Here is a 14,398-nt window from a genome sequence, read left to right as displayed (position 1 = left end):
CCGATCCGATGAAGCTTGATCGCCGCAGCCTTCTCGGCCTCCTTGGAGCGGGCGCCGCCACAGGCGCCTGCGCCACCGCTCCCGGCTCGACCCAAGGCAAGCCCGCCTTTCTTCACGGCGTCGCCAGCGGCGATCCGGACCAGCGATCGGCGGTGTTCTGGACGCGCGTGACTCCGGCCGACCCATCGTCCGGAGACATCGCCGTGGCGCTCGAGGTCGCGCGTGACGCCGAGTTCCGCGACGTGGTCCGCCAATCCTCGGGCCTGCGCGCGCGTGCGGAGCGGGACTTTACCGTCAAGCATGATCTGGACGGACAAGGGTTGGAGCCGGGTCAGGAATACTTCTACCGCTTCACGGCCGAAGGCGTCGTGTCGCCGGTCGGCCGGGTGCGCACCTTGCCCGAAGGCGCGGCGCCGCAGGTCGCCTTGGCCGTGGTCTCGTGCCAGCTGTATCCCGGCGGCCTGTTCAACGCCTATGACGCCATCGCCAAGCTGGAACAGCTGGACGCGGTGGTTCACCTTGGCGACTACATCTACGAATACGGCGCCGAGCCGGATGACTATGGCATGGCGACCGGCGCGAGCCTGAACCGCACGCCGCAGCCGCCGCATGAGATCGTGACGCTGGCCGACTACCGGATGCGCCACGCCCAGTACAAGTCGGACGTCGATCTTCAGGCCGCCCACGCGCGTGCAGCCTTTATCTGCGTGTGGGACGATCACGAGGTCACCAACGACGCCTGGGCCAGCGGCGCCGAGAACCACCAACCGGCGACCGAAGGCGACTTCGCCGCCCGCAAGGCCGCCGCGCTGCGCGCCTACTACGAATGGATGCCGATCCGCGAGCCCAAGGCCGGGGGTCTGAAAGAGGCGATCAACCGCAGCTTCCACTTCGGCGATCTCGCCAGCCTGATCATGGTCGAGACGCGTCTGCTGGCGCGCAACGAGCAGCTGGACTTCGCCGCCATGCCGCGCACGACGGCAGGCGCGCCGGACGTCGCCGCATTCGAGGCTCTGCGCAACGCCTCGGAGCGCGACCTGCTGGGCGACGAGCAGCGCCGCTGGATCGGTGGCGAGCTGGCCGCCTCCAAGGCGGCTGGGCGGCCGTGGCAGGTCCTGGGCAACCAGGTGGTGATGGCGCGGGTCAAGGGGCCCGACATCGAGCGCATGGTGCCCGCCGCCCAGATCGCCCAGCTGATGGCGAGCCTGCCTGAGGACGTTCGCCCTCGCATCCAGGGCGCGCTGCAGCTGTTCAAGCTGGGTCTGCCGTTCAACCTGGACAGCTGGGACGGCTATCCAGCCGGCCGCGAGCGTCTGTACCAGACCTTCAAGTCCGCAGGCGTGGAGCCCATCGTCCTGGCCGGCGACAGCCATGCCTTCTGGGTCAACGAGCTGAAGGACGCGGGCGGCGAACGGCGCGCGGTCGAGTTCGGAACCTCCGCAATCTCAAGTCCGTCACCGGGCGACGCCGTCGGCGGGCTGCCGCTGGGGCAGGCGTTGGCGGCGGTCAACGACGAGGTCGTCTTCTGCGACCAGGCGTCCAAGGGCTTTGTGCTGCTGACGCTTATGCCCGACCGCGCTACGGCCGAGCTGTGGGCCGTGTCGACCATCACCGCCAAGCCCTACACCGCCTCGGTTGTGAAGCGGTTCGACGTTGCGCGCTCGGGGGAACGGCGTCTGACCGAGCTCTGATCCCTCTGTTGCGGCTCGGAGATCACCGACGCCAGCCGAGCCGGAGCGTGCGCGACCGCCGAGGCCGCACCTTTCCGCCTGCGCCTACAGCGTGCGGACCTCGAAGGTGATCAGGTCCTGGTAGCGGCCCGCTGGTCCGGGGGGCACGTCCTGCAATTGCAGGATCATCTCCATTGAACGACCCCGATAGGTCCTTGGCGGATCGACATCGACATCCGCCGGCGCCGACAGATCGACCGGCTGGGCGTCCAGCGTCAGGGTGTAGGCGATATGGGGTCTGGTTTCGGGCGCAGGAGCCTCGTCGGCCTCCGTTTGCAGAAGCAGTCTGCCCCGGTTCTCCGAAGTCACCGTCACGCGGGAGGCGGCGTTGGCGCGCACCTGCAGATAGAGGCGTCGGCTGGCGCTGGATTCAGCCAGGCCGAAGTCGATCCGTCCCACATTGTCGGCCCCGAAATCGCCCGCCGCGCCCGCGAGGTTGAGCTGGGCGCGAGGCGCGGCTGCCACCGTGACGCGGATCGGGCTGCTGAGAGCGGAAGACGGGGCGTCGACCCACGCCGCCAGCAAGGCGTCCACGTCATGGACGCCCGCCTGGACCATGACGTCCTCGACCACGGACAGGGCCAGCTCAAGCTCAAGGCTCTGGTTTTCCGCCAGTTGAACGGCGAACACGCCGGGCTCCACGGTCGGCGAAAGCTGGCGCGACGTCGGGCGGACGGCGAGACTCAGCGCGGGCTCGCCCACCAGAAGAACCGGCTGGGGCTGATCGAACAGGTCGCGCAGCGCCACGCGCGCCTGGCAATCCTGTCCGCTGCGGTTGGTCAGGGTGAAGCGGATCACGCCCGGCGGCGTCGCCGCGGCGAAGGGATCATAGTCCAGGCGAATGGCCGCCGACGTGTCACGCAGGGCCAGGTCGCAGGCGAGCGCCTGGCCTGGCCAGGCCAGCATCAGGCCGAACAAGGCCTGCAACAGTCTCCAGGGCGGCCTAGCGCAGTTGGATCGTGCCGACATTGACGACTCCCTGACTCTCCCGGGGAATGACGAACTCGGCGGCCACCTCGTCTCCGATCAGGATCTCGTAGCGGTCGGGAGCCAGGCCGTCGGCGACGAAACGTCCGCCGCGGTTGGTGAAAAAGGGACGCTCGGCCGACGCGCCGGCGCCGGTGGGGCGGATTCGTCCCGCGCCCAGAACCAGAGGCCCGCTCGGACCCATCAGGACCCCGAGCGCGATCCGCGAGGCGTCGCTGCCGATCATCATCCTGTAGCCGGAGCCGAAGCCGGGAAAGGTCTCGAGAACGCCCGATCCGAGGTCGTAGCCCCGGGGCAGGGGATTGACGACGATGCCGAAGCGATTGACGCCATAGGCGCGCTGCAGCGGCACCAGTGCGGGCCCCAGCGCCCCCGCGCGCGCAACCACGTTGTCGCCGGACACGATGTCCACCCGGCTCTGCCGCAACGACGAATGGACCGGCGAGATGATAAAGGCGTCGTTCGTCGGCCGGCCCAGCGCGAAGGCGCCGTCCGCATAGCCCAGGAAGCTGCCGATGCGGACATCCGATCGGGCCAGGCTACGCCGGCCGTCCAGCGCATCGAAGCGCTGGTTGTGATTGGCCTGCGCCTCGAACCGGTTGTTGATGTAAAGGGCGCGTCCGGACACGTTGCGGTCGCGGCGATCGTTCAGTAGTCGCACCTCGCCGCTGATGTCGCCCAGCGTGCCTCGAGAGTACCGCTCGATCACCGCCTCCGATCGACGATCCTCACTGTCGTATCGCACGGCTCCGCTCCAGCGTTCGCCCAAGGGCATGCGCAAGCCGATCAAGAAGCGCGCTTCGTCCCGAAACCCCTCCACCTTGGTCCAGGCCAGGTTGGCGACGACCGAGACGCGGCCGAACGCGCGACTCAGGCCCAAGTCGATGCTGTGCTCGTCAGGCGCGTCGCGGCCCTTGATGAAGGCCAGTCCAAGGCCGGCCCCGATCTCGCGTGGAAGAGTCCACTGACCCAGCACGCTGGCGCGCCACGCCTGCGGATTTTTCTGCGCCGGGCTGAAGACGTCGTTGAACCAGGTGCTGAGATACTGGAGCGCGCTGGTGATACGGACATCGTCCCGTTGCCGAACGCTGAAGGTCTGGCGGTGATTGGCCGAAAAGGCAGAGCCGAATCGGCCTCCGTCATCGCGGCTCGCCGCCGCCTCGACCAGCAGGAGGCCGTAGGGCGAGCCCCAGGTCGAATTGGCCCCGCCCATGAGCCGGGAGGCGGAGGACTGCATGTCCCCGCCCACGGTCAGCGCGTCCGTCAATCCGCGCCGATAGTATCCGGTCAGAGTCCAGTCGCCGTCGAATTTGAGATTGTCCTCGCCTTCTCGACGGCCGGCGCCGAACCCGAACTCCGTGATGTCTCGCCCCAGCAGGTCGCCACCGCTGAAGGCGTCGAAGACGGCGACCTCGCGCCGGCCGGCGATGTCGTCCAGGACCAGCCGAACCTCGTTCGAACCGGTCGTGAAGGGGAAGTCGCTCAGCGAATAGCGCCCCGCCTCGAGCTGCAGCGTATCCACCCGGATGCCGTTGACGATCACATCGACCGTCGCCTCGCGGTCCAGGGTGAACTCTTCGCGCCCGGCGGGTCTAACGTTCTGAAACGGTCGCACCGTGGCGTAGGCCCGCTCGACGCCGATCCCCAGCATCCGCCCGGATCCCTGGAAGCTGCTGGCGCCGGGCGTGAATTCGCCGGCGGTGGCGCGAACGGCCGAATCGTAGAAATCCTTGATCAGGCGGAACTCGCGTCGCCGCCAGCGGCCGTCGTCCTGTCCCCCGTCGAAATCCCATCCACCGACGGCGGTGACCCCGCGGAACCCGCCAAAGTTCACGATGCCGTCGAAAGCCGCCCAGGGCGGACTGGCCTGATCCTCATCGTGATCGTAGCTGGCCAGCAGATTGACGCCCAGGCCCGCGCTGAACCGCGCCGGCTGGATGTAGGCCGTCGGATCGGGCGCGACCTGCTCTCCGGACAGGGCCAGGCTGGTGGCGTTGAGGCCGGCGCCGCCTACCGTCGCCCGCATCTCCAGACTGGCGCTGTCGAACGCCAGCGCGAAACCGGCGACGCCGAGCTCGTCGAAAGGCGCTCTTCGTCGGCCCTGGGCGGCCGTGTCGATGGCCTGGAGCACCGAGGGCGCGACCCGCGCCTCCAGCAGTTCGCGAAGGCGGATCGTGTCGATCTGGCCCTGACCCGCCAGATTCACTTCTATGTTGATCGTGCCCAGAAAGCGCCCGTTCAGGGTCAATGGCACGCTCAGGGGCGTCAACACGGACTGGGCGCGCGCGTCGCTTTGCTCCGGTGCATTGTCTGGCGGAGCCGAGGCGTCGATGACCAAAGGCTGAGAGGATGTCGAGGATATAGGGCCGACCGAGGCCGCGGCGGGAAGACCTGAAGACGCCGCAGCGGTCGCGCCTCCCGCCTCGATCGCATGGGCGTATCGGTTGGTTCTAATCGGCCCTTCGAGATCGGGGGGCGCGGCGAAAGACGTTCGGGCGACAACAGAGATGCAGATGGCTCCGGCGCCGAACGCCTTCAGGCCGCGGCGCCGGCGACGGCGTCGCGACGCACACGGGGCGGGCATGGCGGATCACGGCTTCACGGCCGCGACGGTCGCGGCGCCCTGCAGGCCCGCGAGGGCGCCGGCAGGAGCCTTGATGATCCGCGATGCGCCAGGGAGCAGGGCGGCGAAGCCGCCGTAGTCCAGAGTGTCGATGTCGAGTTCCACCTTGGCGCCCGCGGTGTCGGTTGCGACCCACTGGCTGTCCTTCAGCAGGGCGACGCCCTTGCCGGCGTTGGTCGCCACAAAGGACAGCCCGCCCTCGGGCGCCCGAGCAGACTCGGACACCGTCACCTCGGCTTTGGCCCCCGGCGGGGATACGATCATGTGGCTGATGAAGTTGAAGGCCACCTTGACTTCGGTGGTCGCGCCGCCGGCGTTGCTTGTCTGGCTAAGGTTGATCGGCAGCTGCCGGACCTCGATCGCGTAGATGCGCGCCGTGTCGATGTCGGGATCGCCGACGTATTGCACCTGAACCGCCTGCTCCGCGCCCGGCGCGACGATGATCTGGGGCGGGAACAGGATGATGTCGTCATTCTCGGGCGTCCGCACGGCCGCGCCTTCCGCGCTGACCGTCACCCGCATGGGCTCCAACTCCAGAGTGATCGGCATAGTCTCTGTGTTCTTGACCATCAGCCGGAACGCCGCGGCCTCGCCCACGGGGCCGACCGTTACTATCATCGGCTGAACCTCGTGCGCCTGTGCGGCGGCGCCGGTCAGCGCCCCCGCCAAAGCCAGCGCCAGCAGAAGCTTTCTCACGAACCATCCTCCCCATGGACAGAAAAGGGCTGAGCCGGCGATAACCGACCCAGCCCAAACATCGGTCAGATGGCCGACATGGTGAATTCGAAGACTTCAGTATAGGTGCCCGACGGAGCCGCATTGGCCGGGTACAGCCGAGAGCTCGCCGGCAGGCCGGTGGTGTCCTGGTTGTTCACATTGGCGTTCAGCCAAAGCTTCGCGTTCGATCCTGAGGCGAGCGGCTGCGAATAGGCGGCCAAATCCCGCGTGAACAGGCCTTGGCCTTCAGCGTCGCCCGGGAAGGTGTCGGAGTTGGCGATGTCGAAGTTGTTGATGTCCGCATCCAGCCGCATCGAATAGTTGATGCGGTGCTCGAACACGCCGTCCGTGTGCACGAAGTCGCCGCTGCGAGGATTGACCACGAGGCGAGCGCCGTCGTTGTTGCAGGCCAGCTGCAGGTTCGCCACTTCAACCTCTCCGGTGTTGGCGACCGAGGTCGCGCCGCTGGAGACGTTGGCGAGCCGAACACTGCAATAGGGAGCGATGGACGTCTGGACGTTCAGCGTCTCCGCCGAAGCGGGCGCGGCCGCCAAGCCCGCCACGGCCGCCGCTAACACGGCGGATGAGATAATAACTTTACGCATAATACTTCCTCCAATATGTTTTGAAAACGGTCAGTCGCTGTGCTGCGTCTTGCAAAGATGTCAAATGATGTCTTTTATGTGCCCAACGTCAGCATTAGGGTCGTTAGTGACTGTTGGTGATCCAACAAACCACGGAGGATTTCCTAATATGGACTGTTAACCGGTTCCTCCCCAAGGTCGGGTATGCAGCTTCCGGTTTTATTGGGTAGGTTGCTCCGGAGGGCGCTGCATGGCGACGTCTTCAGGCATGCCTCGCGGGAGGTCAGGGCCTGCGGCGCAGGGTAGGCGAGGAGGGCCGCGTGAGGGACGGCATCATCGAGGGCGCGACGCGCGAACCGTTCATCAGGGCGTTGGGCGGTCGAGACACGGAGACGGACGCGCGTCTCGGGGCGCTGTTCATGCACGTGCGGGCCATGGCGGCTTGGCTGGACGCCGATCCGAGGGGCCGAGTGCTGGTTTCCCGTTCGGGGCGCATCGCCTGGGCCAATGAAGCGGCGCGCCGGATGCTGGAGGACGGCGAGCACTTCTGCGAGTCCAACAACCTGCTGATCTGCCTCAGCGAGGACGGGTCGGCGCTTCTTCACCGGATGCTGAGAACCGCGCGAGAGGAGGCCAAGGTCGCCGCCATCGTGTCGCAAACCGGCAGACACTGGTTGTTGCGGGTTCAGCTTCTGGCGCCGGAAGACGACGCCAGCATCGGGGTGACGTTCTGCCCCATGGAGGCGTCCATCAGCTATGACGTCATGCTTCAGGCGCACCATCTGACGCCATGTGAGGCGCGCATCGTGACAATGATGCTGGCGGGGCTGGAGACCGGGCGCATCGCGCAGCGGCAGGACATCTCCATGGAAACTCTGCGCACCCACATCAAGCACGCCTACAGAAAGCTCGACGTGACCAGTCGCGACGAACTCTACGCGATGGCCTCGGCGTTCGCGGGCATCTGAGGCGGCATGCTCCAGGAACGCTCGGGCCGACTGGGCCTCTGACGCCAAGCCGTCATGGAGCTGGGCTAACACCGCTGTCATGCAGCAATGGAGACTTGCATGACGCTTATCTCGACGGCGGCGCTCGTCATTGGCCTCGCCGGGGGGGCGGATGTCACGGGCCAGGCGGAGTGGCTGGCGGGCGACCACCACGTTCACAGCCGGTTCAGCGCCACCTACAAGCCGGACCCCGCCGATCCCGACGCGCCGCCGGTTCCGACGCTGGGTGGCGATGGGCCGCACACCATCATCCAGAACGGCGAGGCGGCCGGGCGCTACGGCCTGGCCTGGATGGTGTCGACCGATCACGGCGGACCGCGCCACTCCGTCATGAACTATGAGCTGGCCTATCCGGAACTTCTGGAGTCGCGCCGCACGACCCCGGGCGTGATCCAGTTCTACGGCATGGAGTTCGACACGCCGGGCAGCGAACACTCCAGTTTGATCATCCCCATGCATGACGGCGAGCGCGAGATGCTGCGCCGCATCGAGGCGTCCTACGGCACGCGCGAGCCCTGGCCGGCGAACCCCGCCCGCGACACCCGCGCGGTGATGCTGGAGGCGTTGCGCGAGATGGACGGCATGTCGCCCCGACCGGTCGTGATCGCCAATCACCCGTCGCGCTCGGCGACCGGCGTCGGCGTCTGGGGCGAGCATGATGCGGGATCTCTGCGCGACTGGCATGACGCGGCGCCGCGCGTGATCATCGGCATGGAAGGCGCGCCGGGGCACCAGGCGACGAGCCTGAAACCGGACGGCGAACGCGGCATCTATCGTCGCTCCCCGACCATGGGCGGTTTCGACCAGATGACGGCGACGGTCGGCGGCGTCTGGGACGCTCTGCTTGGCGAAGGCCGGCGGTGGTGGATCACGGCCACGTCCGATTCCCACCGCCACTGGAGCGAGGGCGGCGACGACTTCTGGCCTGGGGAATATTCCAAGACCTATGTAAAGGCGACGCGCGACCCGGACGCCATCCTGGAGGGCTTAAGGGCCGGGCGTGTGTTCGTCGTCACCGGGGACCTCATCTCCGAACTGGACGTGACGGCCTCGAGCGGCGGGCGGACGGTCGCATCGGGCGAGACCCTGGTGGGGTCGGGCGAGCCGGTGAACGTCACCATCCGCCTTCGCGATCCGGCTGGGGCCAATGCCGGAGGCCGTACGCCCGAGGTCAAGCGCATCGACCTGATCGTCGGGGAGGTGACCGGGCCGGCCAAGGACCGCACCGCAGACGGCAATCCAACCGCGCGTGTCGCCCAGCGTTTCACCCCCTCGGACTGGTCGCGGGAGGGCGAAGTGTTGACCGTGCGCTGGCAAATGCCCGCACCGCTTGGGCCTGTTTACCTGCGGGTGCGCGGCACCAGCGGGGATGAACTGGAGCCTGCGGCCGATCCGGCGGGCGAGGACCCGTGGTCGGATCTGTGGTTCTACAGCAATCCGCTGTTCGTGGAGCCGCGCTGACGCGGCCTCGCTGCAAGCAACGGGTAAGAAGAAGGCCCCCTTCCGCCATCGGAAGGGGGCCTTTGTCGTTCTGGCGTCGCCCGTCCTAGAAGGTCGCGCGCAGGCCCAGGTTGAAGCTGCGGCCGTATTCCTGGACCTGGAAGGGACGGATTTCGCTGCCCTGGTACACTGCCTGGCGCTCATCGGTGATGTTGGTGCCTTCCGCGAAGATCTGGAAGGTGTCGTTGACCTGCCACGAGGCGCCGAAGTCGAGCGTGCCGAAGCCGTCGGCGACGATCGCCGAGTTCTCGTCGATCACGGCGTTGGAGCCCGGCGTGATGTTGCCGTTGGCGGTGAAGTCGGAGCGATAGGTGTAGCTGAAGTGCACCTCGAACGGTCCATGCTCGAAGAAGGGGCTGAACGAGAAGCTGGTGTCCGACACCCCTTGCAGACCGGCGTTGATGAGGTTGCCCGGTGTGGCTTCAACCTCGGCTTCGGAGTCCGTGAAGGTGGCGCTGGCGGCGATGCCGAGGCCCCAGTCCACCTTGTAGGATCCGCCGAACTCGATGCCTTCGACCGACGCGTCGCCGATGTTCTGCGGACGGGTGATCAGCAGGTCCGCGGTCAGGGTCTGGCCGGCCTGGGTGGCGAACAAGATCTGTTCGCTGCGGGCGACGCCGCCGATGAAGTTGGAGATGTCCTTCTTGAACACCGCGCCGTACAGGGCGCCGAAGTCGTCGAAATACCACTCCAGCGAGGCGTCGTAGTTGACCGAGGTGTAGGGGCTCAGTTCCGGATTGCCGCCGACGCCGACCTTGACGCTGGGGGCCGCGGCGTCCAGCGCCGTCTGGCCGTTCAGGAACACCTGGGTGATCAGCGAGCTGTTCGGCACCACGGCGGTGCGCAGGTCGGCCAGAGACGGACGGGTCAGGGTGCGCGACGCGCCGACCCGCAGCAGCAGGCTGTCGCGCAGTTCCAGGTTCAGGTTCAGGCTGGGCAGGAACTCCTCGTAGGAGCCTTCAAAGGTCTGGGGATTGACCACGGTGGTCACCGCGCCGGCGGCGTTGCGGCCGGCGGTCAGCAGCGTGCCCCTGACCAAAGTCTCGGTGGAGACCCAGCGCAGGCCGAGGTTGGCGTCCAGCGGCATCGATCCGAGATCGGCCGAGAAGTCGGCGCGGCCGTACAGGGCGGTGATCTCTTCGTCGACGCCGTAGGACTGCTGCAGGTCGGCGCCGGTCGCGACCAGGTCTTCCGACTGCGCATTGGTGTCGTCGGACTCGTTCGGAATGATGTAGGAGCGGCCGAACAGGTCGCGATTATAGGTCAGCCCCATATTGTAGAGGTTGCGGATCGACTGGTCGAAGGCGTTCGTGGGCAGCTGTTCGTTGAGGAACTCCGGCGTGTTGACGTTCAGTCCCGGACGCAGCGTCAGGACGCGGTCGCGGCGCTGATAGTCGCGCGAACGGTCGGTGTACTGGCCGCCGAACTGAACCGAGGCGAAGCTCAGGCCGCCGAAGTCCATGTCCAGGTCGCGACCGATGTTCAGCAGGGCCGTGGTGTCGTCGTCTTCCGAGTTGATCGGACGCGTCCGGTAGGCGCTGACGGTGGTCGAGGCCGGGTTGCCGAAGTCCAGGTTGGTCAGGACGGAGGTGTACCGACGGTTGCCGACGGGGTCGGCGCCGAAGTCGTAGCTGTAGGTCAGGCCGGCCGGGTTCTCGGCCGTTCCGCCCGAGATGCGCTGCAGCGGCACCGGCAGTTCGGAGATGGCTTCCGAGTAGCTGAGCGACGGCGTGATGGTCCAGCCGGCGACATCCCAGTCGACCTGGGCCTGGATCGACAGGTTCTCGTGTTGTTGTTCCGAATATTCGGCGTTGCGGTCGATGCGGCCGCCGTTGATCTGGCCAGCGTAGAGGACGCCGTCCACCACGCGGGCGCTGCCGGGCGCCAGCCGGGCCGCGAAATCCGATCGGCCGCCGAGCCCGAAGCTGATCCGGTCCTCGTCGATGATGTTGTTGAAGCGCGAATAGAGCACGTCCACACGCGCGGCCAGGGCGTCGGTCGGCTTCCACGACAGCCCGGCCATGGCGCTGACGCGCTCGCGCTCTTCGCGCTCGAGGGTCAGCTGGATTTCGTTCGGCACGGCGACGGTGGCGCCGGCGATGACGCGGTTGGTGTAGCCCGTGGTCTGCACGCGATCGAACTGCACGTCGCGCGTGGCCAGCGACAGGCCGGCGATGACGCCCAAGGTCCGGTCGGCGTTGCGCCAGCCGCCGGAGATCGAGCCGTTCGGCGTGTGCTCCTCGGTGCGGTTCTCATAGTGGGTGTAGAGGCGGGCGGTCAGGAACGGCTCGGTTTCCAGCGCGTCGGCGGTGCGGATGTCGATGTTGGAGCCGATGCCGCCGTCGATCAGATCGGCGGTGGGCGCCTTGGTGACCACGATGGCCGAGATCAGGTCGGCCGGGATGACGCGGAACTGGAACTGACGGCCGCTCTGGTCCGAGTTGCGGACGTTCTCATTGTAGGCGATCGGCGCGCCGTTCAGCGTCACCGACTGGAAGTTTGGACCCAGGCCACGGACCGAGACGAACTGGCCTTCGCCCGCCTCGCGAGAGATGGACACGCCCGGCACCCGCTGCAGAGCTTCGGCCACATTGACGGCGGGAAAGTTGCCGATGTCGGAGGCCGACACCGCGTCCGAGATCGAGGCGGCGCGACGCTTGATGTTCAGCGCATCTTCCAGGCTCTGGGCGAAAGAGCCGGTGACGACGATCTCGTCCAGTTCGGTGGTCGGCGCCTCCTGGGCCAGGACGCAGGCGGGCGCGGCCAAGATGGCGGCTGCGGCGGCGGTGGACATCAGGCGCGCCGAACGAAGACGGCGAGACGGGCGGGTGACGACGGCAGGATCGGACATGTTGGCTCTCCGCTTGGATCAATGAACAGCGGCGCATGAATCATCGTGCGATCAGCCCGCCCCCGGGGCGGAGCCAAGACCACGCCAGCGTGACGCGACCACAACGGCAAAGTTGAGCTTCTGCGAATGTCGCTGGACAGCTTTGCGACAGGAGCGGGCGGTCGGGGCCGCGAGCGGAGGCGAATGGGCCTTAGGCGCCGCTGCCCGCGTCGATGCGCCGGCGCGAGGACACGGACACCGTCACCTGCTCCGGAGTGATGGTTCGCGCCAGGCGGCTTTGCACCCGCTGCTCCACGTCGCCGACCCGCACGTCGGTGACGACGGCGAAATGGCTGGAGGTCAGCCCGCCGACATTCTGCAGCCCCAGCGTCGCCAGGTCGGCCTCGGCAAGGGCGCCCTTGCTGTTGCGCAGATCGACCAGGCGGCGAACCGCATCGGCGTCTTCCAGGAGCAGGCGCAGCAGTTCAGGGGAGGCGGTGTTCAGGTTGAGGCCGGCGTCTTCAGGCAGAAAGGCCACGAACGGGCGCAGGCGCTCCAGATCGGCGGGATCGACACCGGCCGTGCGCAGCAGGCTTTCGTCTTGCAGGGGACCGACGGCCGCGATCACGCCGGCGATGGCGACGACGCCCGGCTGGGACACGCCCAGCTCGCGGGCGATGCGGGCGAAACGCGAGGCTTCGATGGCGTCGCCCGACTTCAGGCTGTTCAGGTTGAAGCGCGCCTGCTCGTCGACCACGGCGAGGGCGAAACGGCCGTTCGGGATGGCGATCGGTCGCTGCGCGATCGCGGCCCAGGGCTCGCTGTAGGCGTCCAGCGTCGGCGCGGAGACGCCGTCGCGACGCAGGGCCACCACGGCCGACAGTTCGCCCGCCCGGCTGTAGGCCTGGGCCTGCGACGCATCGCGCAGGCGGATGGTGCGTTGCACCTCGATGTCCTGCGCCGCGATCATCACCGCGACCGCCGCCGCCGCGATGGCCACGATGACCAGGACGTTCAGCAGGATCATGCCCTCGCGGGCTTGCGACAGCGGCCGCCTCACGGCGCCAGCTCCGGCGTGCGGATCACCCGCCTCAGCGTCGCCTCGCGCCCATCGACGCCCAGCAGCCGCAGGTCCATGGCCACCGCCTGAATCGGCGGCGGAGGCGGGGGCGGGACGAAGCCCGGCAGCGCCAGGGGATCGACCGGGGCCGGCGGCGGCGGGGGGCTGGGCGACCATCCCAAGCCGCGCTGGTGGTAGGTCCAGCTCAGCGACTGCACGCCGCTCAGAATGGTCTGGTCCCGCTCGCCCAGAGGACCCGAGACGGTGCGAAACAGCTCCGGCCCGCGCAGGGCGTAACGGACCACGACCGGTCGACCGGACAGATCTGTCTTCTGGAAGGTCAGGCTCGATCCGTCGCCGTCGATGCGGCCGCTGACCTGATCCAGATCGGCCGAGATCACGAACACCGCACGCTGGATGTCGGACAGCCGGCGCAAACGTCCGTCCGTCCGCTCCTGCGTCTGCAGCACGCCCGACAGCATGCTGAAGCCCGCCACCCCGATCAGGGCGAACAGGGACAGCGCGATGATCACCTCGATCAGGGTGAAGCCGTTGCGCCCGCGCGCGATCCGGCCTTTAGTCCCCGCCTCGATCGCGGGCGAAGAGGCAGGGCATGTTCCGGGTTTGGCGTCCTCGTGACGGCGATGGGCGGCGCGGCGACGGCGCATTTCAGTTCGAGCGCCTGTACGTCAAGGTCACGCCCTGGCGACTGGTGCTGCTGGCCTCCGGCGTCGGCGCGTATCTGGCGGGTCTGCTGCTCTTTTTGCCCGCCGAGGCCGCGCTGGGCGACGAGCGTGATGTGGTCGGCACGGTGTGGAAGGGCGAGGCGGCGCTTGAGCCCGGCTTTGCCGCCGGGTGGAGCACGCGGCCGTTGTCCTCGCTTGTGTCGTTGTCGGGCGTGGCCGATGTCGGCGTGCGCGGACCGGACACGGATATCGCCGGCGACGTCTCCGTCCGCCCGAGCGGGGCGGTGATCCGCCGCATTGAGGGCGCGGGCTCGATGCGGCTGCTCAATGCGCTTGCGCCGCAATTGCCGTTCGTCTGCGATGGCGATCTGCGGGTGTCGGCGACGAACCTCGCCCTGCGCGGAGGGACGAGCGGCGAGGGGCGGCTGCAAAGCGGCGCCGGAACGTGCGCCCCGAAGGCCGGCGGCCCCGCCCAGCCCGCGCCGCCGCTGTCGGCGAGCCTGTCCTCCGGCGCCGACGGCTCCGCGATCACCGCGACGGGGCCCGACGGAGCGACGATCGCCTCGGCCCGCGCGACCCGCGACGGCGCGGTGACCGTGTCGGTCCAGCCGGGCGCGGCCGGCCTGCTGCCGGGCGTCACGCCGGTGACGCTGGAGACCCGGCTGTAGGCGGCT

11 protein-coding genes are annotated in these 14,398 nt (G+C 68.0%); 4 read left to right on the top strand and 7 right to left on the bottom strand.

What is annotated here, in order from left to right; genetic code table 11:
* The first annotated feature begins 8 nt into the window (after window positions 1–8).
* The gene (locus tag KY493_RS08785) at window positions 9–1,691 is read left to right on the top strand and encodes an alkaline phosphatase (RefSeq protein WP_219895992.1); all 1,683 of its coding nucleotides are present in this window, start codon (window positions 9–11) and stop codon (window positions 1,689–1,691) included.
* 84 nt (window positions 1,692–1,775) lie between these two features.
* On the opposite strand, the gene KY493_RS08780 is transcribed toward KY493_RS08785, so the two are convergent.
* The 4 genes from KY493_RS08780 to KY493_RS08765 all read right to left on the bottom strand — a co-directional run bounded on the left by KY493_RS08780 (window position 1,776) and on the right by KY493_RS08765 (window position 6,662).
* Entirely contained in the window at window positions 1,776–2,699 is a 924-nt protein-coding gene (locus KY493_RS08780) for a hypothetical protein (RefSeq protein WP_219895991.1), read from the bottom strand.
* Entirely contained in the window at window positions 2,674–4,989 is a 2,316-nt protein-coding gene (locus KY493_RS08775) for a hypothetical protein (RefSeq protein ID WP_219895990.1), read from the bottom strand. The genes KY493_RS08780 and KY493_RS08775 overlap by 26 nt, the downstream gene beginning before the upstream one ends.
* A 318-nt stretch (window positions 4,990–5,307) precedes the next feature.
* Window positions 5,308–6,036, bottom strand: a complete 729-nt coding sequence (locus tag KY493_RS08770; protein ID WP_219895989.1) for a hypothetical protein — start codon at window positions 6,034–6,036, stop codon at window positions 5,308–5,310.
* A 65-nt stretch (window positions 6,037–6,101) separates the two neighbouring features.
* On the bottom strand, window positions 6,102–6,662 hold the full coding sequence (locus KY493_RS08765) for a hypothetical protein (RefSeq protein WP_219895988.1): 561 nt from the start codon (window positions 6,660–6,662) through the stop codon (window positions 6,102–6,104).
* A gap of 299 nt (window positions 6,663–6,961) precedes the next feature.
* Between KY493_RS08765 and KY493_RS08760 the strand changes: the two genes are divergently transcribed.
* Window positions 6,962–7,609, top strand: coding sequence for a helix-turn-helix transcriptional regulator (locus KY493_RS08760; RefSeq protein ID WP_219895987.1), 648 nt, complete (start codon window positions 6,962–6,964; stop codon window positions 7,607–7,609).
* Between the two features lie 99 nt (window positions 7,610–7,708).
* Entirely contained in the window at window positions 7,709–9,109 is a 1,401-nt protein-coding gene (locus KY493_RS08755; RefSeq protein WP_219895986.1) for a phosphoesterase, read from the top strand.
* A gap of 85 nt (window positions 9,110–9,194) precedes the next feature.
* Here the strand turns inward: KY493_RS08755 and KY493_RS08750 are convergent, their stop codons facing one another.
* The 3 genes from KY493_RS08750 to KY493_RS08740 all read right to left on the bottom strand — a co-directional run bounded on the left by KY493_RS08750 (window position 9,195) and on the right by KY493_RS08740 (window position 13,706).
* Window positions 9,195–11,999 (bottom strand): TonB-dependent receptor, encoded by a 2,805-nt coding sequence (locus KY493_RS08750; protein ID WP_255567836.1) that lies wholly within the window; start codon window positions 11,997–11,999, stop codon window positions 9,195–9,197.
* Window positions 12,000–12,189: 190 nt separating this feature from the next.
* The gene (locus tag KY493_RS08745) at window positions 12,190–13,038 is read right to left on the bottom strand and encodes a general secretion pathway protein GspK (protein ID WP_219895985.1); all 849 of its coding nucleotides are present in this window, start codon (window positions 13,036–13,038) and stop codon (window positions 12,190–12,192) included.
* A complete protein-coding gene (locus KY493_RS08740) occupies window positions 13,035–13,706 on the bottom strand; it encodes a type II secretion system protein J (protein WP_370627304.1) in 672 nt (223 codons plus the stop codon). The genes KY493_RS08745 and KY493_RS08740 overlap by 4 nt, the downstream gene beginning before the upstream one ends.
* Between KY493_RS08740 and KY493_RS08735 the strand changes: the two genes are divergently transcribed.
* A complete protein-coding gene (locus tag KY493_RS08735; RefSeq protein ID WP_219895983.1) occupies window positions 13,652–14,392 on the top strand; it encodes a hypothetical protein in 741 nt (246 codons plus the stop codon). The genes KY493_RS08740 and KY493_RS08735 overlap by 55 nt on opposite strands.
* Window positions 14,393–14,398 lie beyond the last annotated feature (6 nt).

Origin of the sequence: Brevundimonas sp. PAMC22021 (assembly GCF_019443405.1) — a bacterium.
Taxonomy (GTDB): Bacteria; Pseudomonadota; Alphaproteobacteria; order Caulobacterales; family Caulobacteraceae; genus Brevundimonas.
The sequence above is the reverse complement of the archived record's forward strand: the minus strand, read 5'-3'. Positions and strand labels throughout refer to the sequence as shown.

What these genes read in the sequence shown, in the direction of transcription:
- KY493_RS08750 (WP_255567836.1), bottom strand. Translation starts at nt 11,999, where the DNA reads ATGTCCGATCCTGCCGTCGTCACCCGCCCGTCTCGCCGTCTTCGTTCG.
- KY493_RS08755 (WP_219895986.1), top strand. Translation starts at nt 7,709, where the DNA reads ATGACGCTTATCTCGACGGCGGCGCTCGTCATTGGCCTCGCCGGGGGG.
- KY493_RS08740 (WP_370627304.1), bottom strand. Translation starts at nt 13,706, where the DNA reads ATGCGCCGTCGCCGCGCCGCCCATCGCCGTCACGAGGACGCCAAACCC.
- KY493_RS08735 (WP_219895983.1), top strand. Translation starts at nt 13,652, where the DNA reads ATGTTCCGGGTTTGGCGTCCTCGTGACGGCGATGGGCGGCGCGGCGAC.
- KY493_RS08765 (WP_219895988.1), bottom strand. Translation starts at nt 6,662, where the DNA reads ATGCGTAAAGTTATTATCTCATCCGCCGTGTTAGCGGCGGCCGTGGCG.
- KY493_RS08780 (WP_219895991.1), bottom strand. Translation starts at nt 2,699, where the DNA reads ATGTCGGCACGATCCAACTGCGCTAGGCCGCCCTGGAGACTGTTGCAG.
- KY493_RS08785 (WP_219895992.1), top strand. Translation starts at nt 9, where the DNA reads ATGAAGCTTGATCGCCGCAGCCTTCTCGGCCTCCTTGGAGCGGGCGCC.